Annotated in this window: 20 protein-coding genes; 4 read left to right on the forward strand and 16 right to left on the reverse strand. The window is 43.7% G+C overall.

Annotation, left to right across the window (positions count from 1 at the left end):
- Nucleotides 1-56 precede the first annotated feature (56 nt).
- Nucleotides 57-347 carry a hypothetical protein gene (locus INR79_RS11140; RefSeq protein ID WP_223094209.1) on the reverse strand — a complete coding sequence of 97 codons (291 nt, stop codon included), beginning with the start codon at nucleotides 345-347 and terminating at the stop codon, nucleotides 57-59.
- Between the two features lie 243 nt (nucleotides 348-590).
- Between INR79_RS11140 and INR79_RS11145 the strand changes: the two genes are divergently transcribed.
- Nucleotides 591-779, forward strand: a complete 189-nt coding sequence (locus tag INR79_RS11145; protein WP_004401077.1) for a hypothetical protein — start codon at nucleotides 591-593, stop codon at nucleotides 777-779.
- Nucleotides 780-781: 2 nt separating this feature from the next.
- On the opposite strand, the gene INR79_RS11150 is transcribed toward INR79_RS11145, so the two are convergent.
- The 11 genes from INR79_RS11150 to INR79_RS11200 all read right to left on the reverse strand — a co-directional run bounded on the left by INR79_RS11150 (nucleotide 782) and on the right by INR79_RS11200 (nucleotide 9024).
- Complete coding sequence (locus INR79_RS11150) at nucleotides 782-1117, reverse strand: hypothetical protein (RefSeq protein WP_223094211.1); 336 nt, start codon at nucleotides 1115-1117, stop codon at nucleotides 782-784.
- Between the two features lie 73 nt (nucleotides 1118-1190).
- Nucleotides 1191-1634 carry a GNAT family N-acetyltransferase gene (locus INR79_RS11155; protein WP_004401079.1) on the reverse strand — a complete coding sequence of 148 codons (444 nt, stop codon included), beginning with the start codon at nucleotides 1632-1634 and terminating at the stop codon, nucleotides 1191-1193.
- 74 nt (nucleotides 1635-1708) lie between these two features.
- Complete coding sequence (locus INR79_RS11160; protein WP_223094213.1) at nucleotides 1709-2125, reverse strand: GNAT family N-acetyltransferase; 417 nt, start codon at nucleotides 2123-2125, stop codon at nucleotides 1709-1711.
- 139 nt (nucleotides 2126-2264) lie between these two features.
- Nucleotides 2265-2690: a hypothetical protein gene (locus INR79_RS11165; RefSeq protein ID WP_223094215.1), complete on the reverse strand. Its 426-nt coding sequence runs from the start codon at nucleotides 2688-2690 to the stop codon at nucleotides 2265-2267.
- Nucleotides 2691-2819: 129 nt separating this feature from the next.
- Complete coding sequence (locus INR79_RS11170) at nucleotides 2820-3590, reverse strand: phosphotransferase enzyme family protein (RefSeq protein WP_223094217.1); 771 nt, start codon at nucleotides 3588-3590, stop codon at nucleotides 2820-2822.
- A gap of 34 nt (nucleotides 3591-3624) precedes the next feature.
- A complete protein-coding gene (locus INR79_RS11175) occupies nucleotides 3625-4431 on the reverse strand; it encodes a nucleotidyltransferase family protein (RefSeq protein ID WP_223094219.1) in 807 nt (268 codons plus the stop codon).
- Between the two features lie 215 nt (nucleotides 4432-4646).
- The gene (gene rplT, locus INR79_RS11180) at nucleotides 4647-5000 is read right to left on the reverse strand and encodes a 50S ribosomal protein L20 (RefSeq protein ID WP_004401084.1); all 354 of its coding nucleotides are present in this window, start codon (nucleotides 4998-5000) and stop codon (nucleotides 4647-4649) included.
- A 40-nt stretch (nucleotides 5001-5040) separates the two neighbouring features.
- Nucleotides 5041-5235, reverse strand: a complete 195-nt coding sequence (gene rpmI / locus INR79_RS11185; RefSeq protein WP_004401085.1) for a 50S ribosomal protein L35 — start codon at nucleotides 5233-5235, stop codon at nucleotides 5041-5043.
- 120 nt (nucleotides 5236-5355) lie between these two features.
- Nucleotides 5356-5907 (reverse strand): translation initiation factor IF-3, encoded by a 552-nt coding sequence (infC, locus tag INR79_RS11190; protein ID WP_079655637.1) that lies wholly within the window; start codon nucleotides 5905-5907, stop codon nucleotides 5356-5358.
- A gap of 3 nt (nucleotides 5908-5910) precedes the next feature.
- Nucleotides 5911-7839 carry a threonine--tRNA ligase gene (gene thrS / locus INR79_RS11195; RefSeq protein WP_004401087.1) on the reverse strand — a complete coding sequence of 643 codons (1929 nt, stop codon included), beginning with the start codon at nucleotides 7837-7839 and terminating at the stop codon, nucleotides 5911-5913.
- A 585-nt stretch (nucleotides 7840-8424) separates the two neighbouring features.
- A complete protein-coding gene (locus tag INR79_RS11200; RefSeq protein WP_223094221.1) occupies nucleotides 8425-9024 on the reverse strand; it encodes a beta-phosphoglucomutase family hydrolase in 600 nt (199 codons plus the stop codon).
- Between the two features lie 218 nt (nucleotides 9025-9242).
- On the opposite strand from INR79_RS11200, the gene INR79_RS11205 reads away from it, so the two are divergent.
- From INR79_RS11205 to arfB, 3 genes are all read left to right on the forward strand, one after another.
- A complete protein-coding gene (locus INR79_RS11205) occupies nucleotides 9243-10265 on the forward strand; it encodes a cytochrome-c peroxidase (protein WP_045961210.1) in 1023 nt (340 codons plus the stop codon).
- Nucleotides 10252-13047 (forward strand): PAS domain-containing hybrid sensor histidine kinase/response regulator, encoded by a 2796-nt coding sequence (locus INR79_RS11210; protein WP_223094223.1) that lies wholly within the window; start codon nucleotides 10252-10254, stop codon nucleotides 13045-13047. The genes INR79_RS11205 and INR79_RS11210 overlap by 14 nt, the downstream gene beginning before the upstream one ends.
- A gap of 78 nt (nucleotides 13048-13125) precedes the next feature.
- Nucleotides 13126-13539, forward strand: coding sequence for an alternative ribosome rescue aminoacyl-tRNA hydrolase ArfB (gene arfB, locus INR79_RS11215; RefSeq protein ID WP_004401116.1), 414 nt, complete (start codon nucleotides 13126-13128; stop codon nucleotides 13537-13539).
- 8 nt (nucleotides 13540-13547) lie between these two features.
- Here the strand turns inward: arfB and INR79_RS11220 are convergent, their stop codons facing one another.
- The 4 genes from INR79_RS11220 to INR79_RS11235 all read right to left on the reverse strand — a co-directional run bounded on the left by INR79_RS11220 (nucleotide 13548) and on the right by INR79_RS11235 (nucleotide 17324).
- Nucleotides 13548-13925: a VOC family protein gene (locus INR79_RS11220; RefSeq protein ID WP_223094225.1), complete on the reverse strand. Its 378-nt coding sequence runs from the start codon at nucleotides 13923-13925 to the stop codon at nucleotides 13548-13550.
- Nucleotides 13926-14025: 100 nt separating this feature from the next.
- On the reverse strand, nucleotides 14026-15570 hold the full coding sequence (locus tag INR79_RS11225) for a GTPase family protein (RefSeq protein WP_223094227.1): 1545 nt from the start codon (nucleotides 15568-15570) through the stop codon (nucleotides 14026-14028).
- Nucleotides 15557-16654, reverse strand: a complete 1098-nt coding sequence (locus tag INR79_RS11230) for a YcjF family protein (protein ID WP_223094229.1) — start codon at nucleotides 16652-16654, stop codon at nucleotides 15557-15559. Before INR79_RS11230 ends, INR79_RS11225 begins: the two co-directional genes overlap by 14 nt.
- A gap of 121 nt (nucleotides 16655-16775) precedes the next feature.
- Nucleotides 16776-17324: a zf-TFIIB domain-containing protein gene (locus tag INR79_RS11235; protein ID WP_022550997.1), complete on the reverse strand. Its 549-nt coding sequence runs from the start codon at nucleotides 17322-17324 to the stop codon at nucleotides 16776-16778.
- Nucleotides 17325-17376: the final 52 nt, after the last annotated feature.

Genomic DNA, 17376 nt, shown 5'->3' on the forward strand with positions numbered 1-17376 from the left:
ACACTGAAACCATTAATAAGATTTATTGTAAAATATGAGCGGGATGAAATATGCCGCTAATATCCCCCAGTCATAAAGATCACCCATAGCCAGGTCAGACCTAGAACGGCAGACCAGATAGCCGCTCTGACTAAACCTGAGAAGAAGGTTTTCTTTCTCTTGTGAGTTTTAGCTTTGGGTTGAGGTTGTTTATTTGAAGCGGCATTACTACCGACTGCGCTTTTTTGAGCACGTCGCTCCACAGCCCTGTTCGCTATTTCAGTAAAACGGTGCCTTTGATCGTTACTGAAATCCTGATCAGGATTGTAGTGCTTGCCAATGCCATTGTGTTTTGGGGAAACAGCCATGTTCACCTCCGAATCAACAAAGATAAACTCCTCCTTAAACTACTTTAGACGTAATTTCGCCATTTCCCCATCAGACTTCGACAGCAGTCTCATTAGTGAAACAAAGTCTTTGGATAAGCAAATATGAGAATGGACAGGTAAGCAGATAGAATTGATGTTTGCTAAGGGAATGGTGTTCTGAGATTGCTCTTATAAGGTACAAACGTTAGTCTATGCCTATTCAAAAGGTTACAGAAAATCACAATGCAGAAAACAATTGCAGATGAGTTAGTTGATGACTTTTCAGATGGCTTAACACTGGTTCTAAAAACTGTGCTGAAAGCAAAACAGTCGGAATACATCACATCCACACGAAAGCTTTATACCTTTAAAGATGGTTCCAAGATTTTGCTGGACAGGGATGACCCCAAATTTCATGAGGTAGTGGTCTAGGTCTACCAAGTCTCTATCTGACCATTGGACACCACACAGCCCGATTCAATGACATTGACTGTTACTAATAGCTCTGCCTCAGATATCCCCGCTTCTACTGACAAAGCTTGAGACAATCCAAGTGCTAAGGCTTCTCGACTGATTTGACTCCATAGCGAAGGTAACTTCAAATCAACAAGTATTTTGTACGGATTCCCTTTTTGATACTCACACTTTATGAAATTAACCGTCATATGCTCGGCATCTTTTTGCGAGCATTGAGCCCACATTTCTACAAGCGGTGATGCTTTCAATGCTTCCAGAATCTCTTGTCGTGCATAGCAAATAGCTATTGGCATATTGCCTCCATGATTTCCGGTGATCATAAAAAAATAGCCCAGATTACTCTGAGCTATTTTCTATCATATTTGATTACACGGACAAGAAGTAGCTGTAGTAATGCTCGTCACGCTGATAACCCAGAGATTCATAAAGTTTCTGCGCATTCTGGTTATCGTGAGCTGTCTCTAATGCCAACCCTTTGGCTCCCGTTTCAATCGCGAAGTCTTTGGCTGCATTCATTAAAGCTTTTCCATACCCCTGACCGCGGACATCAGCCGAGACATACAGGTCATTTAAAATCCAGCTTCGCTGGGCAGACACCGAAGAAAACGTAGGGTAAAGCTGGGTAAAACCGACTGCGTTTCCTGAATCATCCTTAGCGAGAAACACAACCGATTCGGCATTGGCAATACGCTCACCGATAAACGTTCGGGCTAATGCCTCATCAGATTCATTGCCATAAAATACACGATACTGGTCGAAAAGACTTGCAGCCATTTCGACTTCTGACGCTGTTACTTTAATTATTTCCATCTACATTTTCCATTCGTTTATTTGTTGTTATGTGTGCAATTTAGAGTGCGTTTTTCCTAGCCAGTCGTTGACCATTACTTAAGAGTTTTTACCATGTAAAAGCGCTGTGCATTCTCGGGGAAATCTTCCAGTTGCATTTGAACCTGGTAACCTTGCTTCTCGTAAAACGGTTTTGCCTGAAAACTGAACGTGTCGAGCGAACAGGAGTGACATCCGTTCTTTTTGGCAAAGTCTTCAGCACGTTTTAACAATTGTTTTCCCAAGCCTTGCGACTTTTGATTTTCATCGACCCAAAGGAAATTAACTTGAAGCCAGTTCCCCCATATCTCTCCAATTAAGCCAGCGATCTTTTTGCCATTATCGTCGTTCAGGTAACAGAGAAAATCCTCATGTCTTACATCTTTAAGAAATGGGGTATTGTGTTTACGAAGACCAGCTTTAATTTCATCAATATCTGATTGCTCAGGAGATGTGTAAATTTGAATATCCAATTTAAACCTCTATTCTGACTGGTGAGTCAGTTGCTTTACAACCGATCAGTGGTAGTCACTCTCATTTAAAAAGATTTGCGTCGCAAATTCCTCACCCCAATCTGCCAATTAATGTAAAAAAGCAGGAGCTAAGTATTTCCTACATTACGCACTCTTGCGCCGCTTTTGCCTTTTCAACACCCTGCTCTATCAAATTTAAAGCATCTTCGTTACTGATAGAATTCATTACCTTTTCAATAAGCTTATCTGCAGTAGTGTCCGAGGAAGCTTCAACCAAACAACTATAAGCATTAGAAATGTGCTCTGTAGCTTGGACAAGTGATTCAGGGTTGCTTAAGTCCATATTCATAACTTCTTCAATAGCTGACGCAAGCTCCTGAGCTGAATCTGCAGCACTGCCTAACTGGTCCAGATTGAAATCGCTAAGATCTACCACATTCAGTTGTTCTTGGAAGTTGTCGACGGCACTGTTAGCTGTCTCTTGTGCCTGATCAATAGCTTTGGTTGCATCTTCACACCCTGCCAGAGAAGTCATAACAAACAATGCGATGAGTGACTTTTTCATATTACCTCTATAAAAACGGATAGTTAGACATTGATGTTAATGCATAGCTACCCGTTCAGAAACTGAAGTAACGTAACAGAGTGTTGAGTTTCCTTTGTGTACAGCCATAACCTGACTGTTAAGTCGATCTTAGCCTAAGCCCATTCTGATGGCTTTCTGGTTTTTTCGAATGTACTCAATGTCTTTCATGTAAGCATGATGGTGCCCGTCTCTGATGTTAGAGATAAAACTCTCGTGACCTAACAAGGCTTCCTTGTGCATAAAGGCAACCAGAGCTTCTAGTCTTGAAATCATAACGCTTGGTAGCCGCTCACGCTCCTCCACGCTAATGCCATATCCTTCACAGAAAAGCCGTGCCCTATCTATTTGATCTTGCATATTTCCCAAACGATCGGATGGATGAGTTTTTAAGGGAGACCAACAATACACCGCATATGCTAAATCCCAAATTCTGGGGGCGGGGTAAGCTGTGTCAAAATCGAAAACACCAACGGTTTCGTTGCCAACAAGAGCTACGTTGTAAGGAGCGAAATCGTTGTGGCATATCACCTCATAGGGCTTTCTCGGTGTTTGCATCCAACAAAGCTCCTCGACTGAATGTTCGTGAACAAAAGACTCACTTGCATCATGCATTTTTCTGAGGAGCTGAGCAGCAGAGACCAGAGCTTCTTCCGATGCGATAGCCCCTCTAAGTGGATAATTGAACGTGTCGCCTTCGACAAAAGTTAAGTGTTCATTGCTTTCATCTTTGCCAACTAATTTTGGAATGCCACTCATTCTCTTCTGTGACAAATGGGTTAGGAGCAGATGTATCGTTGACGACCATGGATTCAATGGACGAATAACAGTATCACCACATTGAAAGATCGAATTTTCCCGACCTCCATTGAGTTCCTTCATGGGTCTCCTTGCTGATTAATATAGTTAGAGGTTACTACTCTCGATAGGTTGCTGAAAATGGTTTGGCGTTATTCAACGTTTCAATTAACTTACTCCCCAAACGTTTAACGAGTTGTTTAACCTGCCTGTCTTCAGCCAGCACACCCTTAGATATTTTCAGTGCCAGTTGAAGGTCTTGTTCATAGTCTGGGTAGTACGGCATTGCAGCACGCATGCAGTGTTCTAGCTCTGTATGCCAACTGTCATCTTTCTCTGCAATGAGTGTGTAGGCTGTACGTAAAATCTTCTTCGCTAGAATTTGTCTTCGCTTCACCTTAGAAACGTGAAAAAACTCAACGTCCAGAGTTTCAATAAAAGCTTCGAGGTCGCTGTTCAATTCATACGCTATATGAACGCTAGGTTTCAAGCGACTAAACCTTTTTGACAAGTCTTCACCCGCAATACAACAGCAGCAATGCTTAAGCCAAAAATGCCACCGATACTTCTCCCTTTTATGTATCACTTCTTCTAGGTAACCGGGGTCGATATCGAGCTTGCTAACTACGGAGTGTTTCCGAACTATTTCGTTTGATATTTCCTTAAGGCGATTGCTTTCAAGTGCGCTTAGTGGTTCGTTAAACACCACCGAAACATCAAGATCAGATATCTCCGGTAGGGCTTTTCCCTGCGCCACACTGCCGTACAGATATAGGCTGTGAACTTTATTTTTAAAGCCGGAATAGAGCATGTCAGACACGGCGTTCACCACGGGCTGGAAATCGGGTTGGATTCGGTCAGCCGAACAAGGATTTGTAATATATCCATCTTGGTCAAGCCCAAGAGAAACCTGTACATCGGACATGGCTAAACCCCGATTAAGTGGCAGAAAAAATCACTCTGACAAAGTAAATGGCGGCATGCAATGAAATAGCACTGATCGAAACGAATTTTTAGGCGCTGTTTTGATTTCTTATGAGGTTCTATAAGAGAGAGTAAATAGGAAGGGAGATGGGAGAATTCAACAAAAAGAAAAAAGGAGAGCAAATGCTCCCCTTCTCTTAAACCTTACACTGCTTATTAAAGAGCAGCTTTCGCTTTTTCAACTAGAACTGCAAATGCAGCTTTGTCGAATACCGCGATGTCAGCAAGGATCTTACGGTCGATCTCGATAGATGCTTTCTTAAGACCGTTGATGAAACGGCTGTAAGATAGACCATTTTGACGAGATGCAGCGTTGATACGTGCAATCCACAGTTGACGGAATTGACGCTTCTTGTTGCGACGGTCACGGTAAGCGTATTGACCAGCTTTAGTAACTGCTTGGAAAGCTACGCGGTATACGCGAGAGCGAGCACCGTAGTAACCTTTAGCTTGTTTTAGAACTTTCTTATGACGTGCACGAGCTTGTACACCACGTTTTACGCGAGGCATTATGCTTCTCCTAAACTAAACGATTGATAACTAAAAAGAATTAAGCGTATGGCATCATACGAACAACTGCAGCCACTTCACACTTAGGAAGGATTGCGTTTGGACGTAGCTGACGCTTGTTCTTAGTAGTACGCTTAGTCAGGATGTGACGTTTTGTAGCGTGCTTGTACTTAATACCACCAGCAGTTTTCTTGAAACGCTTAGCAGCACCTTTGTTGGTTTTCATCTTAGGCATGATGAAGAACTCCGCATTGTTGAGTTATTTAACACTAGTAATCAGGGCGAATAAAACCCCGCCGTTTAAGCCTTTATTCAAAGGAATTGCGGCAGGGTTGAATTACTTGTAAGCCGTTAATTACTTCTTCTTAGGGGCTAGCACCATGATCATCTGGCGACCTTCGATTCGAGTCGGGAAAGATTCCACAACAGCTAAATCTACTGTGTCTTCTTTCAAACGATTCAAAACGTCAACACCGATGTCTTGGTGAGCCATTTCACGACCACGGAAGCGAATTGTTACCTTCACTTTGTTGCCGTCTTCAAGGAAACGCGTCAGGTTGCGTAGTTTTACCTGATAGTCTCCAATGTCAGTTCCAGGACGGAATTTAACTTCCTTAATCTGAATCTGCTTTTGCTTTTTCTTCTGCTCTTTAGCAGCTTTGCTCTTCTCGAAGAGGAACTTGCCATAGTCCATCACACGACAAACTGGTGGCTCGGCGTTAGGGCTGATCTCTACGAGATCCATACCAGCTTCTGCAGCTGCATCTAGTGCTTCGTTGATTGATACAACACCAACTGACTCACCGTCAGCGCCTGTTAAACGAACTTCACGAACGCCACGAATTTCACCGTTCAAACGGTGCTGGTTTTGTTTGGCCGGCTGTTGGCCACGTCTTCCGCCTTTAATAGCTTATTCCTCCAGATTGAGCTTACGGCTCGACACTTCGGCTTGGATGTATGAAATAAAGTCATCCACTTTAAATTTGCCTAGGTCTTTACCTTTACGAGTACGTACTGCGATTTCTCCGGCTTCCATCTCTTGGTCGCCACAAACCAGCATGTACGGAACACGCTTCAATGTATGTTCGCGGATTTTAAAGCCAATCTTCTCATTTCTCAAGTCTGCTTTGGCTCTAATTCCACTTTTTTGCAGTTTTTGTGCTACTTCCTGAACATATTCAGACTGTTTGTCCGTAATATTCATAATAACTGCTTGTTCTGGTGCCAACCAAGTTGGGAAGAAACCCGCATATTCTTCGATAAGAATACCGATAAAGCGCTCCAGGGAGCCCAAAATCGCACGGTGAATCATCACAGGCACCAAACGTTCGTTGTTTTCACCAACGTAAGTTGCACCTAAACGGCTTGGTAGGTTGAAGTCTAGCTGAACCGTACCACACTGCCATGCACGATCCAGACAGTCGTATAGCGTGAATTCAATCTTAGGACCATAGAACGCACCCTCGCCTTCTTGAATCTCGTATGGAATATCCATATTTTCAAGAGACTGTTTCAGCGCTTCTTCTGATTCATCCCAAATTTCATCACTACCCACACGCTTTTCAGGGCGAGTAGACAATTTCACGACGATGTTATCAAAACCAAAGGTTTGATATGTGTCGTATACCATCTTAATACAGCTAGTAACTTCTTCCTGGATTTGGCTTTCTGTACAGAAGATATGAGCATCATCCTGAGTAAAGCCACGTACACGCATGATTCCGTGCAGCGCACCAGATGGTTCGTTACGATGACAAGAACCAAATTCTGCCATACGTAGCGGAAGATCACGGTAAGACTTCAGACCTTGGTTAAAGATCTGAACGTGACCAGGGCAGTTCATTGGCTTGATTGCGTATTCACGGTTCTCTGACGAGGTTGTGAACATTGCGTCTGCGTATTTGTCCCAGTGACCAGAGCGTTCCCAAAGTACGCGATCCATCATCAATGGACCTTTTACTTCTTGGTAACCGTATTCCGTCAATTTCTGACGAATAAATACTTCCAGATCACGGAAGATAGACCAGCCATTGTGATGCCAAAACACCATGCCCGGCGCTTCTTGTTGCATGTGGAACAGGTCTAGATGTTTACCGATTTTACGGTGGTCACGCTTTGCTGCTTCTTCAAGACGAGTCAGGTGCGCCTTCAGTGCTTTCTTATCATGGAAAGCCGTACCGTAGATACGCTGCAACATTTTGTTGTCGCTATTACCACGCCAGTATGCACCCGCTACGTTTAGCAGCGTAAAGTGCTGACAGAAACCCATGTGTGGTACGTGAGGACCGCGACACATGTCAATGTATTCTTCGTGGTGGTAAAGCCCTGGACGATCATCACGAGAAACATTTTCGTCCAGAATTTCAATTTTGTATGGTTCGCCACGTGATTCAAACGTGTCGCGTGCTTCCTGCCAGCTTACTTTTTTCTTAACCACTTGGTATTTGGTTTTCGCCAGCTCTTTCATGCGCTTTTCAATCTTTTCCAGATCTTCTTGCGTGAGCGACTCGTCCAAGTCGATGTCGTAGTAGAAACCGTTGTCGATGGTTGGACCGATCGCCATTTTCGCTTGTGGGTAAAGCTGTTTCAGTGCGTGACCTAATAGGTGAGCACATGAGTGACGAACGATTTCAAGACCGTCCACTTCATCTTTTGCGGTGATGATTTCTAGGCTTGCATCTTGTTCAATTGGGTCACAGGCATCAACACGGTTACCGTCTACGCGACCAGCAATGGTGGCTTTCGCAAGACCCGGACCGATGGATTGTGCAACTTCAAGTGTAGAAACTGGATTGTCAAATTGACGCTGACTGCCGTCAGGAAGAGTAATAATAGGCATGTTTTGTCCTTTACAGTGGTGTTGCACACCAAGCAACACATGTTTAGTTCGTTCAAACGCTTCATGCATTCAAAGCGTAAGAGAAAATAATTGTCTTAAAGACATGAATTCGTCAGTCAGGCTCAAAACAAATACGGATGCTCTTTGCCTGACGAACGCGCAATTCTAACGAATTATTAAGCAAGAAGAAAATGAAATTTCACAGCTATTTTGCTCAGGTAAGCGTCATATTTTTTCTTTACGTGTGAGCAATCATATTCTTTGATTTTCTATTGTCCCTCTAAGTATTTGAGAGGGCTCCATTTTGTAATTTAAACACAAAAAAAATGTTGTATGGCGCACACATTTTAGGCATTATTTCGCCGATTTTACTTTAAACTGAAATTGAGTTACAAAAATGTTATCAAAATTACGTTTTGCAGCAGGTTTCTTGCTGATGATGGCAGTAATGTTTGGAATCACATTATCTAATGCCCTGTTTTGGGCTGGCGCGCTATAAGCCGCACTGCAAAATCAACGGAATTGAGAAAGCCACCCGAAATGGGTGGCTTTTGCGTATATAGGGCAACTTATACTCAAGTTACCTCAAGGCTTAGGACAAAATTCAAACCCGCCCTCAACCACCATGATGCAATCCATTCCTGCTGCGTGTGCAGCTTGCTTTCCCAATAAGGTATCTTCAAAAACCACACAGTTTTCAGCAGAAACGCCTAGCTTTTCAGCGGCAAGCAAAAACGTATCAGGGTTTGGTTTATGGTTGTCTACATCCGAAGCAGTCACTACGGCATCAAAGTAGCGAATAACATCCTTTGCTTTGAGCATTCTGTCTGCATTTTGCCTTACGCTCCCCGTACCAATCGCCATTTTTTTAATGCCAAAGTGCTTTTGTACTAAAGCGAATGTTTGTGGGATAAGGTCTCCAAAATCTTCCATTGCCTCAAAGTGCCCCATCTTTGAAGAAGACACTGCAACTGGATCAAGAGACAGATCGTAGCGCTTGTTGACTTCTAACGTAATCTTAGCTGATGGCATTCCCCCCATTGACCCTATCCACTCCCGATCAAACGGAACAGAAAAGTCTTCAGCCGCTTTTTCCCAGGCATCAAGATGCGCAGGCATAGAATCAATAAGCGTACCATCCATATCGAAAATCAGACCCTGGTACTGGTCTAGGTCAAACGCCATTCGTTACTCCAAAATTACATCTTTATTAATTACTCCGGGTAATCATAACCCTTGAACTCATGAAGACACACTAAAAACGGATAAAATTTCCATGAACTTTACCTATATACCTGCCAATGAAAAAAGAGGAACAGGCAAAGGTAATTAAGACCTGAGCCAAGTTGAAAATACTCAGACACCGACCATACTCAAAGTATAGCGTCAAGGTAAGTTGGGCAATGATACAAATAACAAAAATGTGGTGGGCATGTTTAGCCATATCACTCTTATTCGCGGGCTACTTCTTTTTTCAAGGATCTAAATGGTCCGGTGAGCCTTTGCGCCTCCCAGAAAAGAAAGCGTACAGTACTGACGTTGTCAAACCGATCCCATCCTCCCGAATCGATAACCAAGAGAAAGTTTTATTGGGCTTTACTCTTTTTAACGATCCAAATTTTTCATCAAATCAGCAAGTCAGTTGTGCCAGTTGTCATCACCTTGAAACCAACGGAGCAGAAAAACTCAGGGTCTCTCATGGCGTCAACGGTTTTGGCTTAAGAAACTCACCCACCGTTTTCAATGTAAGCTTGAACACACGTTTTTTCTGGGATGGTCGTGCATCCAGTTTAGAACATCAAATTGACGGACCTATTCATAATCCCCTAGAAATGAACACCAACTGGGCGACTGTTGTTGAAGAAGTTAAACGCTCCAAAGATTACAAAGCACTCTTTTCCTCAACCTATGATGGTGAAATCACTGAACAAACAATTAAGGATGCGCTGGTCATCTTTATGAGTTCTCTGAACACACCGGATGCGCCTTTCGATAAATTCCTGATGGGTGACGACTCTGCCCTATCAGCGGCAGCCAAACGAGGCTGGTTCAATTTTCAAAAACTGGGATGCATTGCCTGTCATCAAGGACAAAATCTTGGCGGAAACCTGTTCCAGAGATTTGGGAACTTGCAAAGTATATTGCCTGACGAACAGGTCACGGATCTCGGTCGCTATAATCTGACGGGTAACAATGAAGATAAATACGTTTTCCGAGTCCCGGGGCTGCGCAACGTAGCAACCACTCCCCCTTACTTTCACGATGGTCATGCAGCAACATTGGAAGAAGCCATCGCGATAATGGCCCGAGTCCAACTGGGAATGGAATTGGATGCAGTGACCACGTTGGAGCTAAGTGCCTTTTTGAATAGCCTGACCGCTCCTAAGCCCCCAATACTCAGGGATTTGATGAATGAAAATCAGTAAGACGTTCAAGGAAGCAACGCTCATTACCCTGATTACGGTAGTGATTGCCGTCCTGAGCTTTAATCTCTACAAACACTATATTCATACCAAGCTGCAAGCTAATTATCACTCGCTTCTTCAGAACGTTACCGCGCTGCAAGAGAATCTGTTCAGTTTTCAGTTCAGGAACTTCAACCGCTATGATGAGTTGTCTGAATTGCTGGTTCACACCGAAATTTATGCGGAGTCTTTAAACCACTCCATCCAGAAACATTTTTCTGAAACGCCCTATCTGGTTCAACCTTTCGATGCCGTTGCACTAGAAAAAAGCAAAACCACCGAACTCAAGCTAGCAGCCTTTGTTAGAGAGATGGAGTCTCTGTTAAGTGCCAACGTATCGCTTAACTATTCTGGTAAAACCATTGATTTGCTGCAGAATGAGCTTTACCAACAGTACACCTCCGTAGACGAAAGACTAGTGATATCAACCGCAACACAAGGCGGAATATCGGATAGCCTGTACCTCAAAGATTCCGCTCTGTATCAAGACCCGACATACCAGTCACTATTGAGCTATGTTCAGTTGCAAGAACGTGTGAAGCACCAGTTGGAAAGAAAACAGGTTTCGCTGGCCAATCTGGGGGTTACTGAACATTTAAAACAGATTGATCTTTATTGGGAACAAAAAGTATCCGATACCACTAAGAACATTGGTGTTCTGATTCTTTTGCTCATTATATTTGTCTGCACCTATGCACTGCACCGACAAAAACTGGCTTTCACCGAACTACTAAAAATGAAGCAAGCCATGCTTGAATCTGAACGTCAGCGCGCCAGTCATGCGCTCATAGCAGAGCATGCAAAAGACGCTATTATCGTGACGGATCCAAAAGGATTAGTGACCTGGGTAAACAAGGGATTTGAAAAACTTTCAGGCTACTCACTGACCGAAATGATGGGTAAAAAACCCGGGGCAGTCCTTCAGGGAAAGGATACCGATAGCACGCAGATTAAGCTTGTCTCAGATGCCATAAAATGCAAACAGACCATCGAACTGACGCTACTTAACTACCGAAAAAATGGCACAGCCTATTGGGTAGATATCATCATCACTCCTATTTTTGATGACGAAGGTGAGTTAAGTTGCTTTATCGCTGTTGAAAGGGATACCACTAAAAAAGTCCAGCTCGAACAGGAACTCGAACTGTCCGCAAAACGAGCAATGGTTGCCAATGAAGCGAAATCAACTTTTCTTGCAACCATGAGCCATGAACTCCGGACTCCCCTCAACGGGATATTAGGTATGGCGCAAATCATGCGCGGTGAAACCACCAATAGCGAACACAAAGAACAACTGAAGGTACTACTTGAATCCGGGGAACACCTGACATCTTTGCTAAACGACATTCTGGATTTTTCCAAAATCGAACAAAACAAGCTTGAGCTGGATGCGGTTCCTTTTCACTTTAATCAGATACTTACTCCTATCGCCTCTACGTATCAGCTTTTGTGCGATGAAAAAGGCATAGATTTGATCATTGATAACCAGATTCCTGATGAACTGGTCTTTCTTGCCGACATATCCCGAATTCGCCAGGTCATTTTTAACCTGATGAGCAACGCAGTTAAGTTCACTGCCCATGGAAATGTTCAACTGAGATGTAACTGCAAACTGGCTGAACACAACATCTATAACCTTTGGGTTGAGATTGAAGATTCTGGAATTGGTATTGCTGAGGACAGACTTGAGCATATCTTCGACCCGTTCATTCAGGCAGAGTCCTCCACGACCCGAAACTTTGGTGGGACGGGTCTGGGGCTGGCAATCGTTAAACAACTGGTTGAGTTAATGGGAGGACAGGTCAAAGTAAGCAGCGAGATAGACAGCGGAACCTGTTTTACCATCAATATCAGTCTCGAACAGACACAAGATCGCCCTATAGAGCTAGATCAGGACGAGACGTTGACGAGTACTCTCCCTGTTGGATTAAACATTTTGATTGTGGAAGATAACCCGGTGAATGCACTGGTCACCAAGAAATTCTGCCACACGTTAGATCACCAGGTAACGGTAGCTAAAGACGGCATAGAGGCGATCGAATGTCTCCAAGACCAGACATTTGATGTCATCATCATGGACAACCACATGCCAAGGCTTGATGGAATTGAAACGACAAAACACATTCGCAATGAACTAAAACTCAATACTGTCATCTTCGGTTGTACGGCTGATGTTTTTCAGGAAGCACATGACCGTTTCATCAATGCCGGAGCAAATTACGTCCTCACCAAGCCGTTGCAAAAGAACAGTTTTAATGATGCTTTAGTCGAGCATAAATCACTGATTGAAAAACATCGGTCCCACAGCAGTAAGGTGGTTGAAATGGAGCACTTCACCAGTTCAAACGAATCGATTTCCACATCAGAATCTGAGATAGACCTCAGTTTTTACATTGATGAAGTTTGCGCAGGCGATACTGAGCAATTAGTGGAAATCATCTCGACTCTCAAAGAATCAATGCTGGAAAGTATTGATGCGCTTATGGTTGCAACTGAGTCCGACGATATTGAATCCGTGACACTTCATACACATACGATGAAAGGCATCGCCAGCAGCCTGAACGCCAACAAAATGCTGGCAAAGTCGGAGCAAGTCTTTCAGATCGCTTCTAAAGGAAACATGCCTGAACTTTCAAGACTTCAGGAACTCGTCAATCTTTTGAAAGTCAACGCAGACCAGACATCGCGTCTTCTGGAAGAATACGTCGCCGAACACCCAATAGAACAAACCCTACCTAAATAACCAGAGCCCCTGATACCAACAAAACCGGTTGAGATATGATAGCCTTAAGCGGCTTATGAACTGGTGGAGAAAAACGGCGTGATTACAATTTCAAATTCGGTGGTGATTTCACCGTGGGAAGTTCAGATTGACGCAATCCGTGCTCAAGGTGCTGGTGGGCAAAATGTAAACAAAGTATCCAGCGCCATTCATTTGAGGTTCGATATTCAGCGCTCTGCCCTACCAGATTTTTACAAACAACGTTTGTTAAACCTCAAAGACAGCCGTATTACCAAAGATGGCGTGATCATTATTAAAGCTCAGCAGTTCAGAACACAAGAACAAAACAAAGAAGATGCGTTGAATCGGTTAGCTGAAATTGTTCGTTCCGTTGCGGTTGTCCAGAAGAAAAGGCGTGAAACTAAACCGACCTTTTCATCAAAAATGAAGAGAATGGACAAGAAATCTCAGCGAGGGCAGACCAAAAAGCTGCGCAGTAAAGTTACCTATTAGAAATGCGGTCAGACAGGATTAAAGAGTACCGCCTCGATTTTGTTACCATCTGGGTCATGCACATACGCGGCATAATACCCTTCCCCATACTCTGGCCGATATCCAGGTTCTCCCGCACAAAGACCGCCAAACTTTAGGGCGGTCTGGTGAAATGCATTGACCGCTTCTATGTCTGGCGCGTTAAAGGCGATATGAGAACCTATTCCAGAACTGGAATGACCACAACAAGCACTGCCTACCCAAAACTCGAAGCTTTTCCCATAACTGACAGCAACACCATCAATGGTATGAGAACGTTCGACTCCTAACTTACCAAGGACTGCGTCATAAAACTGAGTGGAGCGCTCAATATTATTTGTTCCAACCGACACATGATTTATGATCATTTTTAACCTCAAAATGAATTTGACTGCATATGATATTAATGAAGAGCCAATAAATATCAATGATGCAAATGTGACGAATTAATTCATTCATCACACTGTTCTAAATCATGTTTTTAACGATCTTCCCACCGACTTTAAACAAGCGTTTGCTTTGCCCCATAAGACCAGCTGCGCCTTTCGCCTCATTTCTTTGGCGATTAAGCTGAACATTTTTAGCATGATCACACTGGTTTTGTATCTCAGTTTCCAACTGTTCGATTCCAAACATTGGTCGTTCTTCTGGCATTCCCAACGGGTAAATGGCATCCATCGATAACTGAGAAAGGTTAAACTCCATCGCAGCTTTTATGGTTTGTACTTTTGGATTGGTTTCATCATCAAGAGAATAAGGGGGAGTCCAGTCACTTGCTGGTTTGAGCTTATCTACCTGATTAAGCACGCCCACAATTTTAGGCTTCTTAAGAGAAATATTTTCCTTACGAGAATAAAACTGCTCTATCTGGGTTTGCAAATCCACATCAAGCTGACGAGAAGACTGGTTTGCTTTAAGCACCCACAGTACTAAATCAGATTGGGTGACTTGTTCAAGCACGTTATTGGTCACTTTCTTATTGCCATCTAATCCTGGCATATCAATAAGATTCAGTTGCTCTTCGTCATCAATGCTACAGCGATAAACACGAATATCATCGGTTGCAGGTAAAGCATCGACCTCTGCATTGATCTCTTTTGTCAGGGCATTGACCAGTGAAGATTTACCCGAACTAAGCTGACCAATAATTGTGACCCGGACAGCCTCGAGAGGCTTAGTTTTTCGGGTCTCATCATCTTCACTGATACGACTTACTTGAACGGCTTGATCTTCGATTGTGTATCGACCGCTGTACAAGTCGATACATACTTTAGCTACCTCCTGAAGCAGAGCACGCTTGGCATTTTGCTGAAGGTTTTCAGCTGCCTTTTCAGTCAGGGTACCCAACACCTTTCCCCGAATTTCATTCGCAACGGCAGCAACGGGGTTAGCAGCACGAAAGATTCTCCAAGCCAGTAAGCCGCGTTTTCCTACTTTGACAGCCTGCTCACCATATTTGTCATTGACATCATAAGCCCACTTAATCTGCGACACTTTGATCATGTCGACAGCGGGAACATGCTCGTTTAACACCTGTCGATAACGTCGGCTTATTTCTTCTAAAAGTTGCAGCCCTTCAGGCACGGTGAAATCAAGGTCTTTCTTTCCAAATGCTTGAGCGACTTCCGTTGCGATCTCAAAACCGTGCGCTTTGAGCACACCCCAGTCACTGGCACGACTCAACTTTGTTTCGATCGATTGATTTACTTCTTCCCAAATTGAAAGCTCTCTATCTGACCAGTCGGTTGATGCCGAAACAAAGATTTCAGAACCTTCTTCAATTACCGGCTCGGCAGATGAACGCTTGCTCCATACCCAACGGGGAACAAACACCATTAACACTGAAATCAGCAGAGCTATTGCAAAATGAATGACATAGCCATGCTGAACAATGGCGTATAAACCAAAGCCACTCAGTACCAGAAGAGGCAAGATAACCCCAATGAAAGACACCAGCATCAGCCCACCAGCGTAGTGGTTTAAGCTTTTCAAACCCTGTTTAACTCTCGTCATCGCCTGCTACCTTTTTGCCTTTCTTAAATGCATCTTTGTACAACTGCTGCATCGCTTCACTGCTTACGCTTTCACCTTTGCTTTTGTGGTAGAAGTAGTAGCATGCAGCACGCCCCAACCCGTAAGTGGTTCCAAAACTCACCGCAGCAGCGGCGACAGCTCCCACAGTCTGACCATAGCCAGGAATCAGTTTGACTAACTGCCTTGCCCCCAGCTTGACGCCATATTGAATACCAAAGCTCGTACCCAAGGTCCCGATGAATTCACTGAACGTCCGTTTGCTCCACTCCACACCATATTGATTGGCAAGACTATGGAGCATCTTAGCCTGAATAGCAGGTACTGAGACCAATCCGACCGCTGGAACTAAGTCAGAAGCACTCGCGCTGCCAGAGTACCAAAGCACTTCATTTTCCAGCTTATCGAAATTCTGTTCTTCCAGATTGGCGTATTCTTTTTCTTCCACCATCAAGCCAACAATTGGAAGCATTTCTGAGAGCATCTCGATCAATTCTTCACGGTGGTAGAAGTCTTCTGATTCACAGTCGAAATCAACATCCACTGACTTAACAGGCTTGCCCCACGCACTTTCAAACTGTTGCTGATTATGCTCCACCATCCGTTTTCTATCGGCTTCACTGACTGAATTGATCGCGGTATGTACTACCAACAAATGTTTGATTTCCGACTGCTTTCGGATTTGTTTTAAGGCGTTGATAACGGAGCTTTGTTCGGGTTCATCAACCTTCGCGACGATGATAAGAGCATGCCCTTGGTCTGCACATATTCTAATGTCCTCAGAGGGATCATAATTCGCTTCTCCAAGCCCACGCGTATCGAGAAAACGAAGAACTGGTGTGTCTTGGGGAAAGTCATAAGCCGATGACGTCATAGTGCAAGGTGCAAAACCATTACCCACTTCAACCTCAGACAACCCGGTTAACGCTTGAATGAATGAGGATTTTCCAGCACCTGTTTTTCCTAACAACCACAAAGTAGGAAGGTGTGAATTTTGATAGTCATGCGCTGATGAGAGGTCGGGATTTTTCCCCGGATTGATAAAGTCTTTAATGGCGTCAAACATCGCTATACCGAGTTACAGATAAAGAAGTGGAATGAGAATATCACAAAAGATGGAATAAACAGAATGCAATCCCGTTTATTCCATCTTTTAAGAATGTAACGAAGTAGAAATGAATGGAAGCTTAACGCTCTGCGGAGTACGGATCTTCCGCCGACAGATAAGCCTGTAGTTCATGCTTGTTTGGTTGCTCCGCCAGCCAGTTACGGATCTCTTTCAATTTGCTGTAAGTCTCGTCACCAAATTTTTCGCTATACAGTGCGACAAAGTTTTCCGTTGAGTTATTGGTGCGGATATTCTTTTGCCATTGAGAGGTAACGACCGCATTCAGAGAGTTAGCTAACCCTCCATTTTTGATTAAATCCCACTCACCTTTGTCTAGCCAGATTCCACCCACCGCCACGCTGTAATCCAGGCGATGAGAAATACTGCTGGAAATTCTGAGTTTGCGCATAATGGTGCCTGTTTGGGGACAAAGCAGCGCTTTTTCTGTATCGGTAATTTCGCAGGTCGCATCTTCTGAAATTGGGTAAGCAGGGTTTTTCTCTTTCCAAGCTACGTAGTCTTCAACCAGTATCCAATTTCCCTCACATCCATTGCAGATGTGAGCTGGAAACATACCATCGATAAATTGAGGTTCTAAAACGCCTGTATTACAACTTGTGCAGTTCATTTTTGTATCCTTAGCCATACAGTGACAAGTGCTATTTTCAGTCTGTGACTGG

The sequence above is a fragment of the Vibrio sp. SCSIO 43132 genome (genome assembly GCF_019904195.1).
Taxonomy (GTDB): Bacteria; Pseudomonadota; Gammaproteobacteria; order Enterobacterales; family Vibrionaceae; genus Vibrio; species Vibrio nigripulchritudo.

Bases quoted from the DNA above. Each gene is read 5' to 3' on its own strand.
- INR79_RS11140 (WP_223094209.1), bottom strand. From the start codon at position 347: ATGGCTGTTTCCCCAAAACACAATGGCATTGGCAAGCACTACAATCCT.
- INR79_RS11145 (WP_004401077.1), top strand. From the start codon at position 591: ATGCAGAAAACAATTGCAGATGAGTTAGTTGATGACTTTTCAGATGGC.
- INR79_RS11150 (WP_223094211.1), bottom strand. From the start codon at position 1,117: ATGCCAATAGCTATTTGCTATGCACGACAAGAGATTCTGGAAGCATTG.
- INR79_RS11155 (WP_004401079.1), bottom strand. From the start codon at position 1,634: ATGGAAATAATTAAAGTAACAGCGTCAGAAGTCGAAATGGCTGCAAGT.
- INR79_RS11165 (WP_223094215.1), bottom strand. From the start codon at position 2,690: ATGAAAAAGTCACTCATCGCATTGTTTGTTATGACTTCTCTGGCAGGG.
- INR79_RS11170 (WP_223094217.1), bottom strand. From the start codon at position 3,590: ATGAAGGAACTCAATGGAGGTCGGGAAAATTCGATCTTTCAATGTGGT.
- INR79_RS11175 (WP_223094219.1), bottom strand. From the start codon at position 4,431: ATGTCCGATGTACAGGTTTCTCTTGGGCTTGACCAAGATGGATATATT.
- rplT (WP_004401084.1), bottom strand. From the start codon at position 5,000: ATGCCTCGCGTAAAACGTGGTGTACAAGCTCGTGCACGTCATAAGAAA.
- rpmI (WP_004401085.1), bottom strand. From the start codon at position 5,235: ATGCCTAAGATGAAAACCAACAAAGGTGCTGCTAAGCGTTTCAAGAAA.
- thrS (WP_004401087.1), bottom strand. From the start codon at position 7,839: ATGCCTATTATTACTCTTCCTGACGGCAGTCAGCGTCAATTTGACAAT.
- INR79_RS11200 (WP_223094221.1), bottom strand. From the start codon at position 9,024: ATGGCGTTTGACCTAGACCAGTACCAGGGTCTGATTTTCGATATGGAT.
- INR79_RS11205 (WP_045961210.1), top strand. From the start codon at position 9,243: ATGATACAAATAACAAAAATGTGGTGGGCATGTTTAGCCATATCACTC.
- INR79_RS11210 (WP_223094223.1), top strand. From the start codon at position 10,252: ATGAAAATCAGTAAGACGTTCAAGGAAGCAACGCTCATTACCCTGATT.
- INR79_RS11220 (WP_223094225.1), bottom strand. From the start codon at position 13,925: ATGATCATAAATCATGTGTCGGTTGGAACAAATAATATTGAGCGCTCC.
- INR79_RS11225 (WP_223094227.1), bottom strand. From the start codon at position 15,570: ATGACGAGAGTTAAACAGGGTTTGAAAAGCTTAAACCACTACGCTGGT.
- INR79_RS11230 (WP_223094229.1), bottom strand. From the start codon at position 16,654: ATGTTTGACGCCATTAAAGACTTTATCAATCCGGGGAAAAATCCCGAC.
- INR79_RS11235 (WP_022550997.1), bottom strand. From the start codon at position 17,324: ATGAACTGCACAAGTTGTAATACAGGCGTTTTAGAACCTCAATTTATC.